The 17,525-nt window shown below is 40.9% G+C and carries 12 protein-coding genes; 10 read left to right on the top strand and 2 right to left on the bottom strand.

Annotated elements, in window-relative coordinates:
* Positions 1–29 precede the first annotated feature (29 nt).
* The 5 genes from CPC19_RS07690 to CPC19_RS07670 are packed head-to-tail and all read left to right on the top strand — an operon-like array spanning position 30 to position 9,916.
* Positions 30–2,726, top strand: coding sequence for a PD-(D/E)XK nuclease family protein (locus CPC19_RS07690; protein WP_016390777.1), 2,697 nt, complete (start codon positions 30–32; stop codon positions 2,724–2,726).
* Entirely contained in the window at positions 2,719–6,099 is a 3,381-nt protein-coding gene (locus CPC19_RS07685) for an exodeoxyribonuclease V subunit beta (protein ID WP_016390776.1), read from the top strand. The genes CPC19_RS07690 and CPC19_RS07685 overlap by 8 nt, the downstream gene beginning before the upstream one ends.
* The gene (locus CPC19_RS07680; RefSeq protein WP_016390775.1) at positions 6,092–8,233 is read left to right on the top strand and encodes an FAD-dependent oxidoreductase; all 2,142 of its coding nucleotides are present in this window, start codon (positions 6,092–6,094) and stop codon (positions 8,231–8,233) included. The genes CPC19_RS07685 and CPC19_RS07680 overlap by 8 nt, the downstream gene beginning before the upstream one ends.
* A gap of 2 nt (positions 8,234–8,235) precedes the next feature.
* Positions 8,236–9,189 (top strand): arsenosugar biosynthesis radical SAM (seleno)protein ArsS, encoded by a 954-nt coding sequence (gene arsS / locus CPC19_RS07675; RefSeq protein ID WP_016390774.1) that lies wholly within the window; start codon positions 8,236–8,238, stop codon positions 9,187–9,189.
* A 34-nt stretch (positions 9,190–9,223) separates the two neighbouring features.
* Positions 9,224–9,916 (top strand): TIGR04283 family arsenosugar biosynthesis glycosyltransferase, encoded by a 693-nt coding sequence (locus tag CPC19_RS07670; RefSeq protein WP_016390773.1) that lies wholly within the window; start codon positions 9,224–9,226, stop codon positions 9,914–9,916.
* On the opposite strand, the gene glnD is transcribed toward CPC19_RS07670, so the two are convergent.
* Together glnD and map are read right to left on the bottom strand one after the other, a co-directional pair.
* The gene (glnD, locus tag CPC19_RS07665; RefSeq protein ID WP_015005818.1) at positions 9,909–12,545 is read right to left on the bottom strand and encodes a [protein-PII] uridylyltransferase; all 2,637 of its coding nucleotides are present in this window, start codon (positions 12,543–12,545) and stop codon (positions 9,909–9,911) included. The genes CPC19_RS07670 and glnD overlap by 8 nt on opposite strands.
* Positions 12,542–13,345 (bottom strand): type I methionyl aminopeptidase, encoded by an 804-nt coding sequence (map, locus tag CPC19_RS07660; protein WP_016390772.1) that lies wholly within the window; start codon positions 13,343–13,345, stop codon positions 12,542–12,544. Before map ends, glnD begins: the two co-directional genes overlap by 4 nt.
* 297 nt (positions 13,346–13,642) lie before the next feature.
* Here map and rpsB point away from each other — a divergent pair, with 297 nt between their 5' ends.
* From rpsB to uppS, 5 genes are all read left to right on the top strand, one after another.
* Entirely contained in the window at positions 13,643–14,440 is a 798-nt protein-coding gene (gene rpsB / locus CPC19_RS07655) for a 30S ribosomal protein S2 (protein WP_015005820.1), read from the top strand.
* Positions 14,441–14,518: 78 nt separating this feature from the next.
* Positions 14,519–15,403 (top strand): translation elongation factor Ts, encoded by an 885-nt coding sequence (gene tsf / locus CPC19_RS07650; protein ID WP_015005821.1) that lies wholly within the window; start codon positions 14,519–14,521, stop codon positions 15,401–15,403.
* 4 nt (positions 15,404–15,407) lie between these two features.
* Complete coding sequence (pyrH, locus tag CPC19_RS07645) at positions 15,408–16,121, top strand: UMP kinase (RefSeq protein WP_016390771.1); 714 nt, start codon at positions 15,408–15,410, stop codon at positions 16,119–16,121.
* Positions 16,122–16,135: 14 nt separating this feature from the next.
* Positions 16,136–16,693 carry a ribosome recycling factor gene (gene frr, locus CPC19_RS07640; RefSeq protein ID WP_015005823.1) on the top strand — a complete coding sequence of 186 codons (558 nt, stop codon included), beginning with the start codon at positions 16,136–16,138 and terminating at the stop codon, positions 16,691–16,693.
* Between the two features lie 85 nt (positions 16,694–16,778).
* Positions 16,779–17,522 carry a polyprenyl diphosphate synthase gene (uppS, locus tag CPC19_RS07635; RefSeq protein ID WP_015005824.1) on the top strand — a complete coding sequence of 248 codons (744 nt, stop codon included), beginning with the start codon at positions 16,779–16,781 and terminating at the stop codon, positions 17,520–17,522.
* The last annotated feature ends 3 nt before the right edge of the window (positions 17,523–17,525 follow it).

The raw sequence follows: 17,525 nt of genomic DNA, 5'->3' as shown, positions 1-17,525 counted from the left end.
TAATAGATGGATTTTGATACGCTAGTTAAATGAATTTTTCAGATTTTTTTAAAGCAATAAAACAGGGCGCAGTCGTGATTACCGTGAATCAGCGTTTATCACGACACTTAACAAGTCGGGTTGAACAAGCGCTAGTGGATGAAGGTGCGGCTGTCTGGGATTCGCCTATGATTATGTCGTTTGATGTTTGGTTATTACAGTGCTGGCAACGACGGTTTGATCTGCAAAGCAATGAGGCATCGGCTTCGTTAGTGAATAAAACTCTATTAACACAGGAACAAGCGCTAGTTATTTGGGAACGTGTTATACGACAGACCTTGGGTGCTGAGTTATTAAACGTACCAGCAACGGCCAAAGCAGCCAGTAAAGCCAGACAACTAAGCCTGCAATGGATGATCGCTGAAAACGCGGTGAATGATATTTCTACCGGTGTTGATATGGCCTCGTTTAACCAATGGCATGATGCGTATAAAGATGAATTAAATAAATCAGCTTGGATAGATCGTGCGCAGTTAATAAAAACGGTAAGTGAATTGGTAGATCAAGATTGTTTGCCATTGCCAAATCAGATTATTTTTTCAGGGTTTGAAATTTATACGCCGACACAACAGTCATTGCATGCATTGTTAATAGAGAAAGGGCATCAACTTAGCGAGTTTTCTGCAGAGGCTGCTACAAACCAGACGCATGTGCTTAAAGCTATTGATCGTAAAGAAGAAGTGAAGCTAATGGCGCAATGGGCAAGAGAGCGTTTGGATGAAAACCCTGACAATATGATCGGTATAGTCGTGCCAGATTTAGAAGTCATGCGAGAATCGATTGAGTCAGCCTTTAAAACGGTTTTTTATCCCAGTGTTGTTTACCCAGTAGATGTACCTTTTGAAAAACCATATAACGTGTCGTTGGGCCAGTCTTTATTAAGCTATTCTCCCATTCAACAAAGCCTTCGGTTGTTACAATTTTGTAGCCAACCAATAACTTTTAGTGAACTGTGTCTATTGCTTCGTTCTTCTTTTATTACGGCGGGGCAAAAGGAATGGGGTCAGCGCGCACGATTGGAAGTTGTTCTACGTAAAAAAGGCATCTTGTCCTGCTCGGTCAAGCAGTTACGCAATAGTCTTCAGGCACCTAAAGACGATGAGTCTTTATGCCCGTTACTGCTTAAGTGTTTAAATGAGGTAATAGAGCTACTAGAGGCAAAGCCAAACCGTGTGCTGCCGTCAGACTGGGTACAGCTGTTTAGGTCTTTTTTAGCCACCATGGGGGTGCAAGGCGATCGAGTATTAAGCTCCACAGAATACCAAGTATTCCAAGTGTGGGACGATGTGTTGAAAAGTTTTTCAACCTTGGATGAGGTGTATAGTGTAATCACCTTTGAAACGGCACTAAATGCATTACGAAAAATACTACTTGAACGTGTTTTTCAACCTGAAACCCCAACAGCAGCGATTCAAATAATGGGTTTAATGGAGGCATCAGGACATACGTTTGATGCGTTATGGGTGTGTGGTTTAGATGATAAAACATGGCCACAATCGCCAAACCCTAGCCCTTTTTTACCGCTTGCCGAACAGCGCAATAAAGGTTTGGTTCAATCATCTGCTGAACACCAATATCAACATGCGAAAATAATCACAAAAAACTGGGCTCGCTCAGCAAAAACAGTGGTGTTTAGTTTTTCTCATGTTAAGGATGAAACACTACAAGCAAAGAGCTCACTGATAGAAGGTTACCCTGTGATAACAAAGGAGCAGTTATTACAACAACTACCCGTGAATCCAATTGAACACCGAGTAGGTAATAAGAATTTTAAATGGATTGAAGATGTTTCCGGGCCATTGCTAGAAAAAAGCGAAACAGTGCGCGGTGGTGTCAGCATATTGAAAGATCAAGCCGCGTGTCCATTTAAAGCTTATGTGCATTTTCGTTTGCAAACGAACGCTTTACAAGAGCCTGAGCCAGGAATAGATGCACGCTTACGCGGTAGTCTTGTACATCGAAGTTTAGAAGAGCTATGGACGAAGATTAAAACGCATAAAGCCTTATGTGATTTATCAGTTGATGAACAATATGAGCTGGTCAAAGCGATTGTGACGGCTGTCGTTCAAACTGAAAGTAAACGGACCGCTATTTTAAAGAAAGCACTGGGTCAGCTAGAAACCGAAAGAATCACGCAATTATTAATGGCATGGCTGAACATAGATCGCCAACGAGAGCCGTTTGAGGTTATTGCAACGGAATTAAAGCAGTTGTTAAGCGTTGGAGAATTACAACTTAACACCATTATTGATCGTGTGGATAAGCTACCAGATGGTTCATTAGCGATTATTGATTATAAAACAGGTGATTGCAGTATTAATAGTTGGTTTGGTCTGCGGCCTGAAGAGCCACAATTACCACTGTATAGTGTATTTAGTGAAGGTAATGTAGGTAGCATCAGTTTTGCACAACTTAAAAAAGGCCAAACTCAGTATCAAGGTTTAACGGATAGTGACGATCACTTTTCTACATTAAAAAACTTAGCGGATAAAAAAGTAAAAGCAGACTATGATCAATGGAATAGTCAAATGGGTCATTGGCGTACAGTGTTGGGTGGTTTGTCCGATGAGTTTGTTACAGCTAATGCACGTGTGAGCCCAACGGCCAAGGCTTGCCAATATTGTGATTTGACTAGTCTATGCCGTATTAATGAACAAATAACGCAAAGGGCTGCTGAAGATGAGTAAACCGCATGATATTGCTCAACGACAAGAGGTGCTGGATGTTAACCAATCGTTTATCGTTCAAGCGCCTGCCGGTTCGGGAAAAACCAGTTTATTAACGCTAAGGTTTTTGCATTTACTAAGTATTGTTAATAACCCTGAAGAAATTTTAGCGATTACCTTCACGAAAAAAGCAGCGGCTGAAATGCACCTGCGTATCATAGAGTCGATTAAGCTAGCGACCAAGCCTTGTCCTGAGAATGAGTTTGAAGCACAAACATGGTTAGTTGCTGCAAAAGTGCTCGAGCGTGATGAAGCCTTACAATGGCATCTGTTACAAAACCCAAACCGTTTACGAGTGCAAACCATTGATTCATTGTGTGCGCACTTAGTGAAGCAAATGCCAATTACTGCACAGTTTGGTTCTTTGCCCAACATTCAACAAGATGCCAGTTCTCTATACACTCAAGCAGCTAGCAACTGTTTAAAAGAACTTGACAGTAATGACCGTGTTGGCGAAGCGATAAGGTTACTGTTAACTCATGTGGATAACCATTTGTCACGAGCTGAAGATTTAATTTCATCGATGTTAGCTTCAAGAGACCAATGGCTACGCCACGTCTTAATGAGTGACTCTGATGCAGCTAAACGTGAAGCATTAGAAAACGTTTTAACGCAAACGGTCGAGTCAACACTGGCTGATATTGTGCGGCATCTGAGTCAACAGCAAGCAGATGTTCTAAAAGATTTACTACAGTTTGCGGCAACTAATTTAAGTGATAAAGCGTCACCTGTGTGTTACTTGGCTGAACACCTTGATGAGTTGGACACCTCGGCTGATTCATTAAATGATTGGTTAATCTTGAGGGACTTTTTGCTCACCGGTGCGGGAACTTGGCGTAAACAAGCAGATGCAAAAATGGGTTTTCCACCCGTCAGTCAAGCCAGTAATAAAGATCAAAAGGCTCTGTACACAGATAAAAAGAATGACTACAAAGCGTTGTTGTTGGCCTTACAAGAAAATGATGAATTAACCGAAGCGATGGCTTGGTTGCGTTACCTGCCAAGTCCAGGATATAGCGATCAACAGTGGCAAATTATTCAAGCTTTATTATTGATCTTGCCGCAAGCCGTTGCTCATTTACGATTGGTGTTTCAACAGATGGGTTGTGTTGATTTTTGTGAAGTGTCATTAAGTGCCAGTCGAGCGATTCATGATGCGAGCGGAATGACCGATGTTGGTTTAAAGCTAGATTACCAACTGCAACACATGCTTGTTGATGAGTTTCAAGACACGTCTGAAACTCAATTTATGTTATTAAAAGATTTAGTGGCAGGTTGGCAAGAAGGCGATGGGCGAACATTATTTTTGGTGGGTGACCCGATGCAATCTATTTATCGGTTTCGTCAGGCTGAGGTTGGCTTGTTTTTAAAAACTCAGCAAGATGGTTTGGGTGAAGTTAAGAATATTAAACCGGTTAATATTGCGGTTAATTTTCGCTCGCAAGAAGGGGTTATTAACTGGGTAAATGAGGCGTTTAGCCGGATTATGCCGCCAAGTGATAATATATTCAGTGGTGCTATTTCTTATAAAGTTTCAATAGCATTTAAAACAGCACAAGCTGCAACTAATGGCGTTCAATATTACCCGTATGAAAGCAGAGTTCAAGAGGGTAAAGGCTTATTAGCCTTAATTCAGCAGATTCAACAAACATCGCCTAATGAGTCAATCGGTGTGTTGGTTCGAGGGCGTAAGAGCTTAAGTGAGTTGGTTATCGCGTTAAATGAGGCATCTGTGGCTTATCAAGCCAGTGATATTGACCCACTTAATACACGACAAACAGTGATTGATTTAATGTCCCTGACACGAGCCTATTTACACCCGGCAGATCGGTTGGCGTGGTTATCCGTATTACGTGCGCCATGGTGTGTTCTAAGTTTGGTAGATATGCATTTGTTACTAGAAGGCGAAACGAATGAAACGGTCTGGCAGTTAATACAACACAGTGAACGGATACAGGAATTATCGCAAGACGGGCAAAGGAGTATTGCCCATGTGGTATCACATTTTAAGGTTGCACTCTCGTATCGAGAACAGATGAGTGTGACCGACTCAATACTTGGTTTATGGTCTGAGTTGTTAGGCCCTGAGGGTTTATCGTCTGCTGCTGATTTAGCCGATTGCGAACGGTTTTTTGAGTGTTTGCAAATGTTAGAGCTTGATAAAGGCAGTGTTGATATCACAGAGCTTGAAGAGCAGATTGATAAACTGTACGCAGCTCCAAACACACAAGCGCCTGATACATTACAGATAATGACGATACATAAAGCTAAAGGTTTGGAGTTTGATCATGTAATTTTGCCGGGCTTAGATAGACGCTCAGGGCGAGATGAGTCACGTTTATTGTCTTGGCTAGAACGCCCTTCGGAGATAGCGGGAGGTAGTGAGTTAATGATTGCACCCCTTAAGGAAGTGGGGGCGAACGAGGATGATGCCATTGTTAATTATTTAAATAGGGTAGAGCAGGAAAAGGCCATTCATGAAAGTCAGCGATTGTTATATGTGGCGGCGACCCGTGCTAAAAAACAATTACATTTAAGTTTTTGCTTAACGCTTAACGAAAAAACACAAGAGGCTAAAACGCCTGCGAGTAATACCTTACTTGGTTTGCTTTGGCCGACAATTAAAGATGAGGTTGTTATTAAATTTTCAGATAACAAACTAGATGATAATAAGGCTCTAACAAATTGTTATTTAAAGAAAATAAATATATACGATATTGATAAAAAAGATTATTCAATGCTGGATTATCAGCATGGTTTAGATAATAGGATACGGCTACAAACAAATATCATTGAATATGATTGGGCCTCAGATTTAGCCGCATCGGTCGGGACTGTTTGTCATCAATGGATGCAAATAATGGGTGAGCAAGGCTGTTTAAAAGTTGATGATGGAATGATGCGAGTAAAGGTTCAACAGCAACTTGTAGAGCTTGGCGTCTTACCTCGGCACCTTGATGAAGCTACTAAGCGTGTTTTACACGTTCTTGATGTTTGTGTGAAAGATTCGCGTGGTCAATGGGTTCTTAATAATCAGCATGAAGATAGTCAGTTTGAATTATCGCTGTCAGGAGTAGTGGATGAAGCGATCATTCATTACCGATTAGACAGAACCTTTGTTGATGAGGGTAAACGTTGGATTATTGATTTTAAAACAAGCCGCCATGATGACGATGATAAGGAGCAGTTTTTGGACGCTGAAGTGACACGATATAAGGCTCAACTTGAACGTTATGCCCAATTGATGAGCAAAAAGGAGTCGCGACCTATTATGTTAGGGCTTTATTATCCAGAATTTGCTGGGTGGCGAAGCTGGGAATATATGGATGTTTAAATCGCGAAAAGTTTGCTTAATAGGCCTTCTAGCGTTGTTGTTTGTAGGTTTTTATTGGTTAGGTTTTGATCAATATATCGATTTAACTGTTTTAAAAGAAAAAAACGATGAATTAGCCGCTTATTACATTGCAAACCCCTGGCAAACTTCCGCTTGGTTTTTTGTTTTTTATATTATTTCAACGGCTATTTCTATACCGGGAGCTAGTATTCTGACCTTGGCGGCGGGTGCAATTTTTGGTTTGTTTTGGGGCGTTATATTAGTTTCATTTGCATCAACAATAGGGGCGAGTTTAGCTTTTTTATTGTCTCGTTATATTTTGAAGGAGACAGTGCAGCTAAAATTTTCCGATAAACTTACCGATGTAAATGCCGGGATCAAAAAAGAAGGGGCTTTTTACCTTTTTACATTACGTTTAATTGTGCTGTTTCCATTTTGGCTTGTTAACCTGTTAATGGGGCTGACACCTATTAAATTAAGGAGCTATTTTTGGGTTAGTCAAATAGGTATGTTGCCAGCCACAATATTGTTTGTTAATGCAGGTACGCAATTAACTAAGGTTGAACAGGTGTCAGATGTTTTATCGCCAGCAGTCGCTATTTCATTTGCGTTACTGGGGCTATTTCCCTTATTCGCCAAAACCGTGCCGACTATTATTCGACGTTATAAAATTTTAACGTCCTATAAAAAACCTAAGGTTTTTGATTATAACTTAGTTGTAATCGGTGGTGGTTCTGCGGGGTTAGTAAGCGCTTATCTTGCAGCAGCAGTAAACGCTAAAGTCTTGTTAATTGAAAAAAATAAAATGGGGGGCGATTGCCTCTATAGTGGTTGTGTGCCCTCAAAATCACTGATTAAGTCTAGCCGTTTTTTAGCAGAATTAAGCAGAAGTAAGCACTATGGTATAAACAGTGCTTCGGCAGAATTTGATTTTGCTGAGGTTATGGAGCGTGTATCGTCGGTTATCAAGCAAATTGAACCGCATGATTCTGTAGAACGTTACACTCAATTGGGTGTTGAGTGTATGCAAGCTGAAGCGCGTGTGTTATCACCTTGGGAAATAGCCGTTGGCGATCGAATCATTAGCAGCCGACATATTATTGTTGCGACCGGTGCTAAACCACGGATACCAACGATTGAAGGGGTTGATCAAGTTCCTTATTACACATCGGACACAATCTGGTCATTGCGTGAACAACCGAAACACCTTCTTGTTGTTGGGGCTGGGCCTATTGGTTGTGAATTGGGTCAGAGTTTTAGTAGATTAGGCAGCAAGGTAACCCTTATTGATAACGCCGATCGCATTATGCCGTCTGAGGATGAAGAGTCAGTCGGTGTGTTAATGACTCATTTGGAACACGATGGTGTTGAATTAAAACTACAATATTCGGTTGATTCCTTCGCAATGGACAATAATCAATGTGTCGCCACGCTTAAATCGGCACAAGGTAAGCCGTTAAAACTTATTTTTGATGCGGTACTCTTTGCTGTTGGACGAGAGGCCAATGTTGCTGGTTTAGGTTTGCAAGAGCTTGGGGTTCAATTAACACAATCGGGTACGATAAAGGTCGATAAATACATGAGAACCCATGTGCCCACCATATACGCTTGTGGAGATGTCGCTGGGCCTTACCAATTTACCCATACCGCTGCACATTTTGCTTGGTATAGCGTTGTGAATAGTTTATTTGGTGATTTTTGGCGTTTTAAAGCAGACCGAAGGGTGATCCCAAGGGTGACCTTTACAGAGCCAGAAATAGCCAGTGTGGGTTATAACGAGCAATCAGCAAAAGCGGCGGGCTTGCAAATAGAGACAACAAAATTTGAGTTTAATGAACTTGATAGAGCCATTGTAGAGGGTAAAACAGAAGGGTTTGTTAAAGTGCTAACTGCAGCAGGAAAAGATCATATTTTAGGCGTTACCATTGTTGGAGAACATGCTGGTGAAATACTGCCTGAGTTTGTTTTAGCCATGAAGCATGGGTTGGGCTTAAATAAAATATTAGCAACGATTCATGTGTACCCAACATGGGCTGAAGCAAGTAAATATACAGCGGGGGTCTGGAAAAAGAACCATCAGCCTACAAAATTGCTAAAAATTTTAAAACGCTACCATTTAGCTAGGCGGAGTTAACTATGCACCCAACGTTAGCTAAGCTAGTGGATACAAACTTCCCTGCGATAACACGAACTAAACTTCACACGTTACAAGTAAACATGGGGTATTTGTGTAACCAGTCCTGCTTACACTGTCATGTTAATGCTGGTCCGACACGTAAAGAAATAATGGCGAAAGAAACTATCGATCAAGTCTTTAATTTTATAGATCAGCAGGCTATTAAAACACTCGATTTGACCGGCGGTGCGCCAGAAATGAACCCTTGTTTTCAATATGTTGTTATAGAAGCGAGAAATAGAGGAGTGGAGGTCATTGATCGCTGCAATTTAACGATTCTTGAAGAACCGGGTTATGAATATTTGGCTGATTTTTTAGCATCTAATAAAGTACAAATTGTTGCCTCCTTACCATGCTACTCCAGTGATAATGTAGATGCACAACGTGGTAAGGGTGTCTTTGAAAAGAGTATCACTGCGTTAAAAAAACTAAATACCCTCGGTTATGGGGAAACATTAGAGCTAAACCTTGTATATAACCCACAGGGTACTCAATTACCGCCAGATCAGTCGGCTCTTGAAGCGGATTATAAAGACCATTTATTTGAACACTTCGGCATTGTGTTTACGCGTTTGTTCACGATAACAAATATGCCCATTAAGCGGTTTGGTAGCTGGCTGATTTCAACAAGTCAGTTTGACGAATATATGAACGTACTTAAAACTGCGCACCATGCGGTTAACCTTGATCAAGTGATGTGTAAAAGTACTTTAAGTGTTGATTGGGCAGGTTATGTGTACGATTGCGATTTTAATCAAATGCTAGGCTTGCCTGCTGGCCAGCTTAAATCAAAGAGGCATATTAGCGAGTGTTTAGGGCTTGATTTTGAATCACAAGCCATTACGGTAGCCGATCATTGTTATGGTTGCACGGCGGGTAGTGGTTCAAGCTGTGGTGGCGCCTTAAAGCAGTGATTATAAAAATATCCTATAGAAGGGGCTGTTATTAATGCCTGAGCTATCTATTATTATTCCCACGCTGAATGAGGAGACGGCCTTACCGGTAACGCTGGCATCGTTACAATCGCTTAGAAGGGAAGGTGTCGAAATTATAGTGGTAGATGGCGGCAGCACCGATAAGACGGTCTGCTGCACAGAAGGCCTTGTTGAACAGCTGGTGGTCTCTTCAGCAGGACGTGCGGTGCAACTTAATAAAGGTGCACAAGTAGCACGTGGAAAGGTATTGCTTTTTTTACATGCAGATACCCTGCTAGCAGGCAGGGCCATTAAAAAACTATTAAAGCAACCGAAACAGCCAACTCTTTGTTGGGGACGTTTTAAGGTCAAGTTGGACGACACAGCAATTGTTTTTCGAATAATTGAAACGATGATGAATTGGCGCTCTTGTTTGACCGGTATCGTAACAGGGGACCATGCAATGTTTGTTTCAAAGCACTTGTTTGAACAGGTAGGCGGCTACCCGTGCATTGAGCTTATGGAAGATATTGCAATAAGCAAAAAACTAAAAAAAGTTTCAAAGCCGATATGCCTTAAAGAAACTGTTACCACATCCTGCCGGCGTTGGCAGGTTAATGGGGTCGTGAAAACAGTCCTGTTAATGTGGTCTTTAAGGTGGGCATATTTTTTTAATGCGGAACCTAAAGTATTGGCGCAGAAGTACCGCCAAATTAGAATCAAGTAGTACTGTTTTGCGACGAAGTCAGTTTTTCAATTAAGCTTTCTTTTAGCTGATCGATGATCTCGGAATCTTCAATCATTTTGTTATCGCTATCGGTAATATAGAAAATATCTTCAGCGGTTGAACCTAAGGTGGTAATTTTTGCATTTCGCACGTTAACTTTACAGGCACTAAAGCATTGCCCAATGGTGGATAAAACACCGGGTTGGTCTTGTGTGCGTATTTCTAAAATGGTGTAGCGTTTTTGATAATCACTTTTAAAGCTGATAGTCGTTTTAATGTTGAAGTGTTGAGATTGGCGAGGCCTATGCCTATCAACCGATAAAACTGATTGGTCTGGCGCTATTAAATTAGCACGTAAGACGTTGACGATAGATTGTTCACGAGTAAGGTCGGGAATAGGGCTGCCGTTATCTTCTAAAACATGGAAACTAATCAATGCGAGGTCTTCATTAGTGGTAATGATTCGAGCATCTAAAATATTAAGGCCAAGCTGATCGAGCGTTGCTGTGCAGATAGCAAATGTGCCAGCGCGATCATCTACGTAAATAAAAATTTCTGCGCCACCGCGATGTGTTTGTGGGCGTAGTAAGACCAGTGGCATCTCTTCTTGACGACAAGATGATATGGCCAATGTGTGCCAAATACTATCTTCAACAGAAAACCGTGAAAAATAATCCTTACTGATCGTTCGCCATACTCGATCAATTTTATCATCACTTAAGCCACGGATATTAAGGCCTTGTCTAGCCTGATACTGCATGTCTTTGATTTCGTCACTTAATTCATCAGTGACCGTTTGTAATCCGCGACGTAAAAGTTGCTGAGTGTTGTTGTAGAGTTCTTTTAATAACGAGCCTTTCCAGTCGTTCCACAGCGTTGGGTTTGTTGCTCTAATATCTGCAACGGTTAGTAGGTAGAGGTAATCAAGGTACTCAAGACTGCCAATTTTAGAGGCAAATTTATGAATAACAGCGGGGTCATTAATATCCTTACGCTGCGCGGTCATTGACATGATTAGGTGGTTTTGAACCAGCCAACCGACAAGGTTGGTGTCATAAGAATTGTAGCCATGCTGGCGGCAAAATTCGATGGCATCATGCATGCCAAGTTCTGCATGGTTGCCGCCGCGGCCTTTAGCAATATCATGAAATAAGCCAGCTAAATAAAGTAACTCAGGTTTGCGAATTTCTTGAAAGACATCGAAACAATGCGGCAGGTCGTCACGGTGCTTTTCTAAGGCAAACCGTCTTAGGTTTCTAACGATAAATAGGGTGTGCTGATCAACGGTATAGGCATGAAATAAGTCATACTGCATACGCCCGATAATATCGTCAAAGGCTGGAATATAAGCCGCTAATAAACCGTAGCGATTCATCCGACGAAATTGATGGGTGATGCCATGCGGTTGGCGAAGAATATCTAAAAATAAACGTTTAGCTCGAGGGTTTGCCCTGAACTCATCATCAACGAGGTGTAAAGACTCGCGTATTAAGCGGATAGTTGCTGATCTGATCCCCTTTACATCTTCATGTTTTTGTAATTGAAGGATAATATCGAGTAGAGCAGTAGGTGTTGTTTTAAAGGTATCTGGATGCGTCACCTCGATATAATCATTAATGATCCTAAAAGATTCATTGATAGGGGTCACATCCATGACTTTATTTTCTAACGCCTCATTAAATATTTGCAAGACCAGTTCATTAATGCGCTCAAGGTCCATCACAGTACGGTAGTACAGCTGCATAAATGATTCGACAGCAAGGTTGTTATCGCCATCTTCAAAACCAAAGGCTAAGGCAAGGTTTTTTTGATAATCAAATAGCAGGCGGTTTTCAGGTCGATTCGCTAAAAGGTGTAATTCGAAACGGACTTTCCAAAGAAAGCGTTGCCCTTTTACCAGTGAGCGATACTCATTTTTAGTAAGAAACGCATGATTTACCAATTCACCAAGTGAATTGGAACCAAAATAACGCTGGGTAATCCATTGAATCGTTTGAATGTCTCGTAACCCACCTGGCCCTTCTTTCATATCAGGTTCTAGGTTGTAAGCGGTATTGCCAAACTTCAAGTGTCTGTTGTGTTGTTCTGCTACTTTTTCGCGAAAAAATGCAACCGGCGACCAAAGATTATCGATACTGATCTGATCTTGCATGTCAGAAAAGAAAGCCTCTGAACCTGTGATGAGGCGAGCTTCCATAAGGTTTGTAATAACCGTAATATCTAACTTAGATTGCTCTAGGCAGTCTGAAATTGTTCGTACACTTAGACCCGGCTTAAGACCAATATCCCATAGGAATGTCGAGAACGATTCGAGTTCTGTTTTGTAATTGTCGAGCTCGGATTCATCAAAGATAATGAGTAAATCAATATCGGAAAAAGGGTGCAGTTCCGCGCGGCCATAACCACCGGTGGCAATTAAGGCCAGTTGGTTAGAATAGGGACCTAATATTTCATTCCAATAGTTGGTAAGTAATTGATCGATAAAATCACTACGAGCTTTTAGAAGTGTTTCTACCGTTTCACCAGACTTAGCGCGTGTATGTAATTCATTATTAAAGGCTTGAATTAGCGCTTTAATATCAGCAATTTTATGCGCGGCTGGTTCATTTTCAGTAGGAAGAGATGTCATGATTTATATAACTCTGGTGGAATATGGGTTGCTTCAATGGCCTCGTTATCTCGAACGGTAAAAATTTCAAACCCAGTGGATGTGACCGTTAAGGTGTGTTCAAACTGTGCAGATAGGCTGCGGTCTTTAGTAACCACGGTCCAATCATCTGCCAGTGTTTTTACATTCCTTTTGCCAGCATTAATCATCGGTTCTATAGTAAAGGTCATGCCCTCTTCTAGTGTGGTACCGGTATTAGGTTCGCCGTAATGTAAAACTTGGGGCTCTTCATGAAAAACGCGCCCAATACCATGACCACAATACTCTCGAACAATAGAGTAACGCCTGCTTTCTGCAAATTTTTGAATAGCATGGCCAATATCACCAAGTCTTGCGCCGGGCATAACCATGCTAATGCCTAGGTATAAAGCTTTTTGTGTGGTATCGATAAGACGCTTGGCTAAAATGCTTGGTTCACCAACAACGAACATTTCACTGGTATCACCATGGAACTCATCTTTAATAACGGTGATATCAATATTGACGATATCTCCTTTTTTAAGTTTTTTATGGTTGGGGATACCGTGGCAAACAGTTTGGTTAACCGAGGTGCAGATTGATTTTGGAAAGCCATGGTAATTAAGCGGGGCGGGGATTGTTTTTTGGGTGTTAACCATGAAGTCGTGACAACGTTGGTTAAGCTCCTCTGTAGTGACACCTGGAACAACATATTCCCTGATCATCTCGAGAACTTCAGCAGCTAAACGGCCAGCGACACGCATTTTTTCAATTTCAGGGGGTGTTTTTAAAGTAATACTCATATTTTAATAAATAAAGTGGTTTCAGAATGTCAAACAAGTGACAGATTATAACGCTTAATAGATGAATTTAAGGTTTTTTTACAGCTTAGGCATAACACTAATATTTTAGGTTTAAATTGCTGTTTGGCTCTAGATATGGTATAAAGCGTCGCCACTTTTGGCAACAACGATCACATGCATCAACACATCCGGTAGGGTGCTTGAATTAAATCAGGTTACCGTTTGGGATGCGTGGTAGTTATCAACCCGAGTCATGTCAGATTATCTGGCTGGCTATAACATAAGGAATTAAAAGAAATGTCTAAAATCACAATGCGTGAAATGCTCGAAGCTGGTGTCCATTTTGGTCACCAAACGAGGTACTGGAACCCTAAAATGGCCCCTTACATCTTTGGTGAGCGTGGCAAAATTCATATCATTAACTTAGAGAAAACCTTACCTCTTTTTAATGATGCATTAAATTTCATCAACAAACTAGCAGCAAACAAAGGCACTATCATGTTTGTTGGAACAAAAAAAGCCGCTCGTAAAACAGTTGCAGAAGAAGCAAAACGTTGCAGCATGCCATATGTTGATCACCGTTGGTTAGGTGGTATGTTGACAAACTTCGGTACCATCAAAAAATCAATTAATCGTTTAAAAGAACTTGAAACGATGCGTGAAGACGGTAGCTTGAATCGTTTTAGCAAAAAAGAAGGTTTAAAGTTCATGCGCCAGCTGGAAAAACTAGAGCGCAGTGTTGGTGGTATTAAAGACCTTAAAGGCCCACCCGATGCTATTGTAGTAATGGATGTAGGCTATGAAAAAATCGCAGTTAAAGAAGCGGCTAAATTAGGTATTCCAGTGATTGGTATTGTTGATTCAAACAATAAACCTAATGATGTGGATTATGTAATACCAGGTAACGATGACTCAATCAGAGCCTTAACACTATATTGCCAAAGTTTTGCCGGTGCGATTCTTGAAGGTAAAGCCAGCGTAATTAAAGAATTAGTTGATAATAAAGAAGTGGCTAAATCAGTTTCTAAAAAACCGGCTGTGAAAAAAACAGCGGTAAAAAAAGCAGCAACTGAAGAAGTAAGCAAAGAAGGTTAATCGCTACAGCTTAGAAGACAATGAACGCCTCCTGTTGGGGGCGTTTTTATGATTAATTAATATAGACAGAGGTTTAGAATGAGTGTAACAGCTGCAATGGTCAAAGAATTACGTGAAAGAACGGGTTCTGGCATGATGGAGTGCAAAAAAGCATTAGTAGAAACAGGTGGTGATTTAGAAGTTGCGATTGAAAACATGCGTAAATCAGGCATGGCAAAAGCAGATAAAAAAGCAGGGCGTATTGCTGCTGAAGGTGTTTTAAAGGTTGCAACGTCCGGTGATGGATCAGCAACAACGATTGTTGAAATTAACAGTGAAACTGACTTTGTTTCAAAAGGTGATGATTTTGTTGAGTTTGCTACAGTGGTTGCAAACACGATTGTTAATAATGACGTCGCTGATGTTGAAGCATTAAATAATGCAACGATTGACGGTGAATCTGTGACAGTTGATGAAAAACGACGTGCATTGATTGCTAAAGTTGGTGAAAACATTAATGTTCGACGTTTTCAAACCATTAAGCCTGAATCAGGCGTTGTCGGTTCATATTTGCACGGTATCCGTATTGGGGTGTTGGTTGAATTGGAAGGTGGGTCTGTTGAATTAGCAAAAGATATTGCTATGCATGTTGCTGCGACCAATCCTTTATGTATTTCTGAAGCAGAAGTACCTGCAGAGGCTATTGAAAAGGAAAAAGAAATTTTTAAAGGGCAAGCTGCTGAAAGTGGTAAGCCACCTGAGATTGTTGAAAAAATGATCGTTGGTAAAGTTAAAAAATTCTTAAAAGAAGTCACCTTATTGGGTCAACCATTCGTTAAAGATGGTGATGTTACGGTTGAGCAATTATTAAAATCTAATAATGCTAAAGTCGTATCTTTCGTACGCTTTGAAGTAGGTGAAGGTATCGAGAAGAAAGAAGAAGATTTTGCATCTGAAGTAATGGCTCAAGTACGAGGCGATTAATTTAATGAGCGAGTTGACATATAAACGAATATTGCTAAAACTCAGCGGGGAAGCCTTTATGGGCGACTCCGCTGGTGGTATTGATGGTAATACAGTTTTAAGGCTAGCAGAAGAAGTTAAGCAGCTATGTGACATTGGTGTTCAAGTTGGTCTTGTTATAGGTGGTGGAAATATTTTACGTGGTTCTGAAGTAGCTTCAGATGTTATGAATCGTGTGACCAGTGATCATATGGGTATGTTGGCGACAGTCATTAATGCCTTAGCGATGCAAGATTCATTAGAGTCTCTTGGTCAGGATGTTCGCGTTATGTCAGCGCTTCAAATTAACCAAGTATGCGAAAGCTTTAAACGTAGAAGAGCAGTTAGACATTTTGAGAAAGGCCGCGTGGTTATTTTTGCAGCAGGGACCGGTAATCCATTTTTTACCACTGATTCGGCAGCGAGCCTCAGAGGTATTGAGGTTGAGGCTGAATTGCTGATTAAAGCAACAAAAGTGGATGGCATTTACTCTGAGGATCCGGTTAAAAACCCTGATGCCACGCTGTATTCACGTATTAGTTTTGATGAAGCCATTGATCAGCGTTTAAATGTTATGGACGCAACAGCATTGGTACTTTGTAGGGATCATAAGTTACCATTAAGGGTCGTTAATATTTTTGATAAAGGTGCTATTAAACGTCTTGTGATGGGTGATGATATTGGCACACTTGTAGAATAACGGTAGAGATAATTATGATTGAAGATATTGTTAAAGATGGAAACCTAAGAATGGGTAAATCCGTTGAGTCTTTTCAAAAAGCATTGACAAAAATTCGTACAGGTCGTGCGCACCCAAGTTTGCTAGAGCATATTGTTGTGTCTTACTACGATGTTGATACACCCTTAAATCAAGTAGCAACAGTTAATATTGAAGACGCTAGAACATTGTCTATTATGCCGTGGGAAGCAGGTATGATTGGCCCAGTTGAAAAGGCTATTATGAAGGCAGATCTCGGGCTTAATCCAGTGACTGCTGGTAATGTCATTCGTGTACCAATGCCACCATTAACAGAAGAAAGGCGTCGCGATCTTGTTAAAGTGGTTCGTGGTGAGGCAGAAGCTGCGAAAGTTGCGATTAGAAACATTCGTCGTGACGCAAACTCTGAGTTTAAAGAGGCGTTAAAAGAAAAGATGATTACTGAAGATGAACTTCGCTCTGGTGAAGAAAAAATTCAGAAAATCACCGATCAGCATGTAAAAGATATTGATAAGCACCTTGAGGTAAAAGAAGCTGACTTGATGTCAATGTAGGCAATGAACCTAACATCGTGTGCTGTCGTGCTTAACCTTGATCTAAGTTTTTACGACGTTGTCAAAAGAGATAAATAGGATTCTTGTGACTGACAACCAAGTTAAAAAAAATATAAAAAAAAGCCCTAAGCACATTGCCATCATAATGGATGGCAATGGGCGTTGGGCTACCGCTCAGGGTAAACCTCGTACAGCAGGCCATAAAGCGGGCGTTGATGCATTAAGAACCACTATCGAAACGTGCGCTAGCTACGGTGTAGAAGTGTTAACAGTGTTTGCATTTAGCAGCGAAAATTGGCGTCGTCCAGCGAAAGAAGTTAATGTACTGATGGACTTGTTTATGTTGACGCTAAAAACACAAGCAAAACGATTACATAACAATAATATTCGTTTGAAAATAATTGGTGATAAAACCAAACTGTCCCAGTCGTTACAACAAAAAATTATAGATGTTGAGTTATTAACAGCTGAAAATACTGGTTTATTGCTGGTCATTGCAGCAAATTATGGTGGCCAATGGGATATTACGCAGGCAAGCCAATGTATGATGGCACATGCAGTCAGTCAAGACATTCCTTTAACAGACCTGAACATAGAAGACTTTTTATCCACCGCAGCTATACCAGACCCTGATTTATTCATAAGAACAGGTGGTGAGCAGCGAATTAGTAATTTTTTACTTTGGCAAATAGCTTATAGTGAACTTTATTTTACAGACACACTTTGGCCAGATTTTGATAAGAATGCTCTTGATGTGGCCATTCAGTATTTCTCTTCTCGTGAGCGTCGGTTCGGACAGACAGGTGAGCAACTTGATGAAGATGGTTAAGGA

This window comes from Cycloclasticus sp. PY97N (assembly GCF_002443175.1).
GTDB lineage: Bacteria > Pseudomonadota > Gammaproteobacteria > Methylococcales > Cycloclasticaceae > Cycloclasticus > Cycloclasticus pugetii.
The sequence above is the reverse complement of the archived record's forward strand: the minus strand, read 5'-3'. Positions and strand labels throughout refer to the sequence as shown.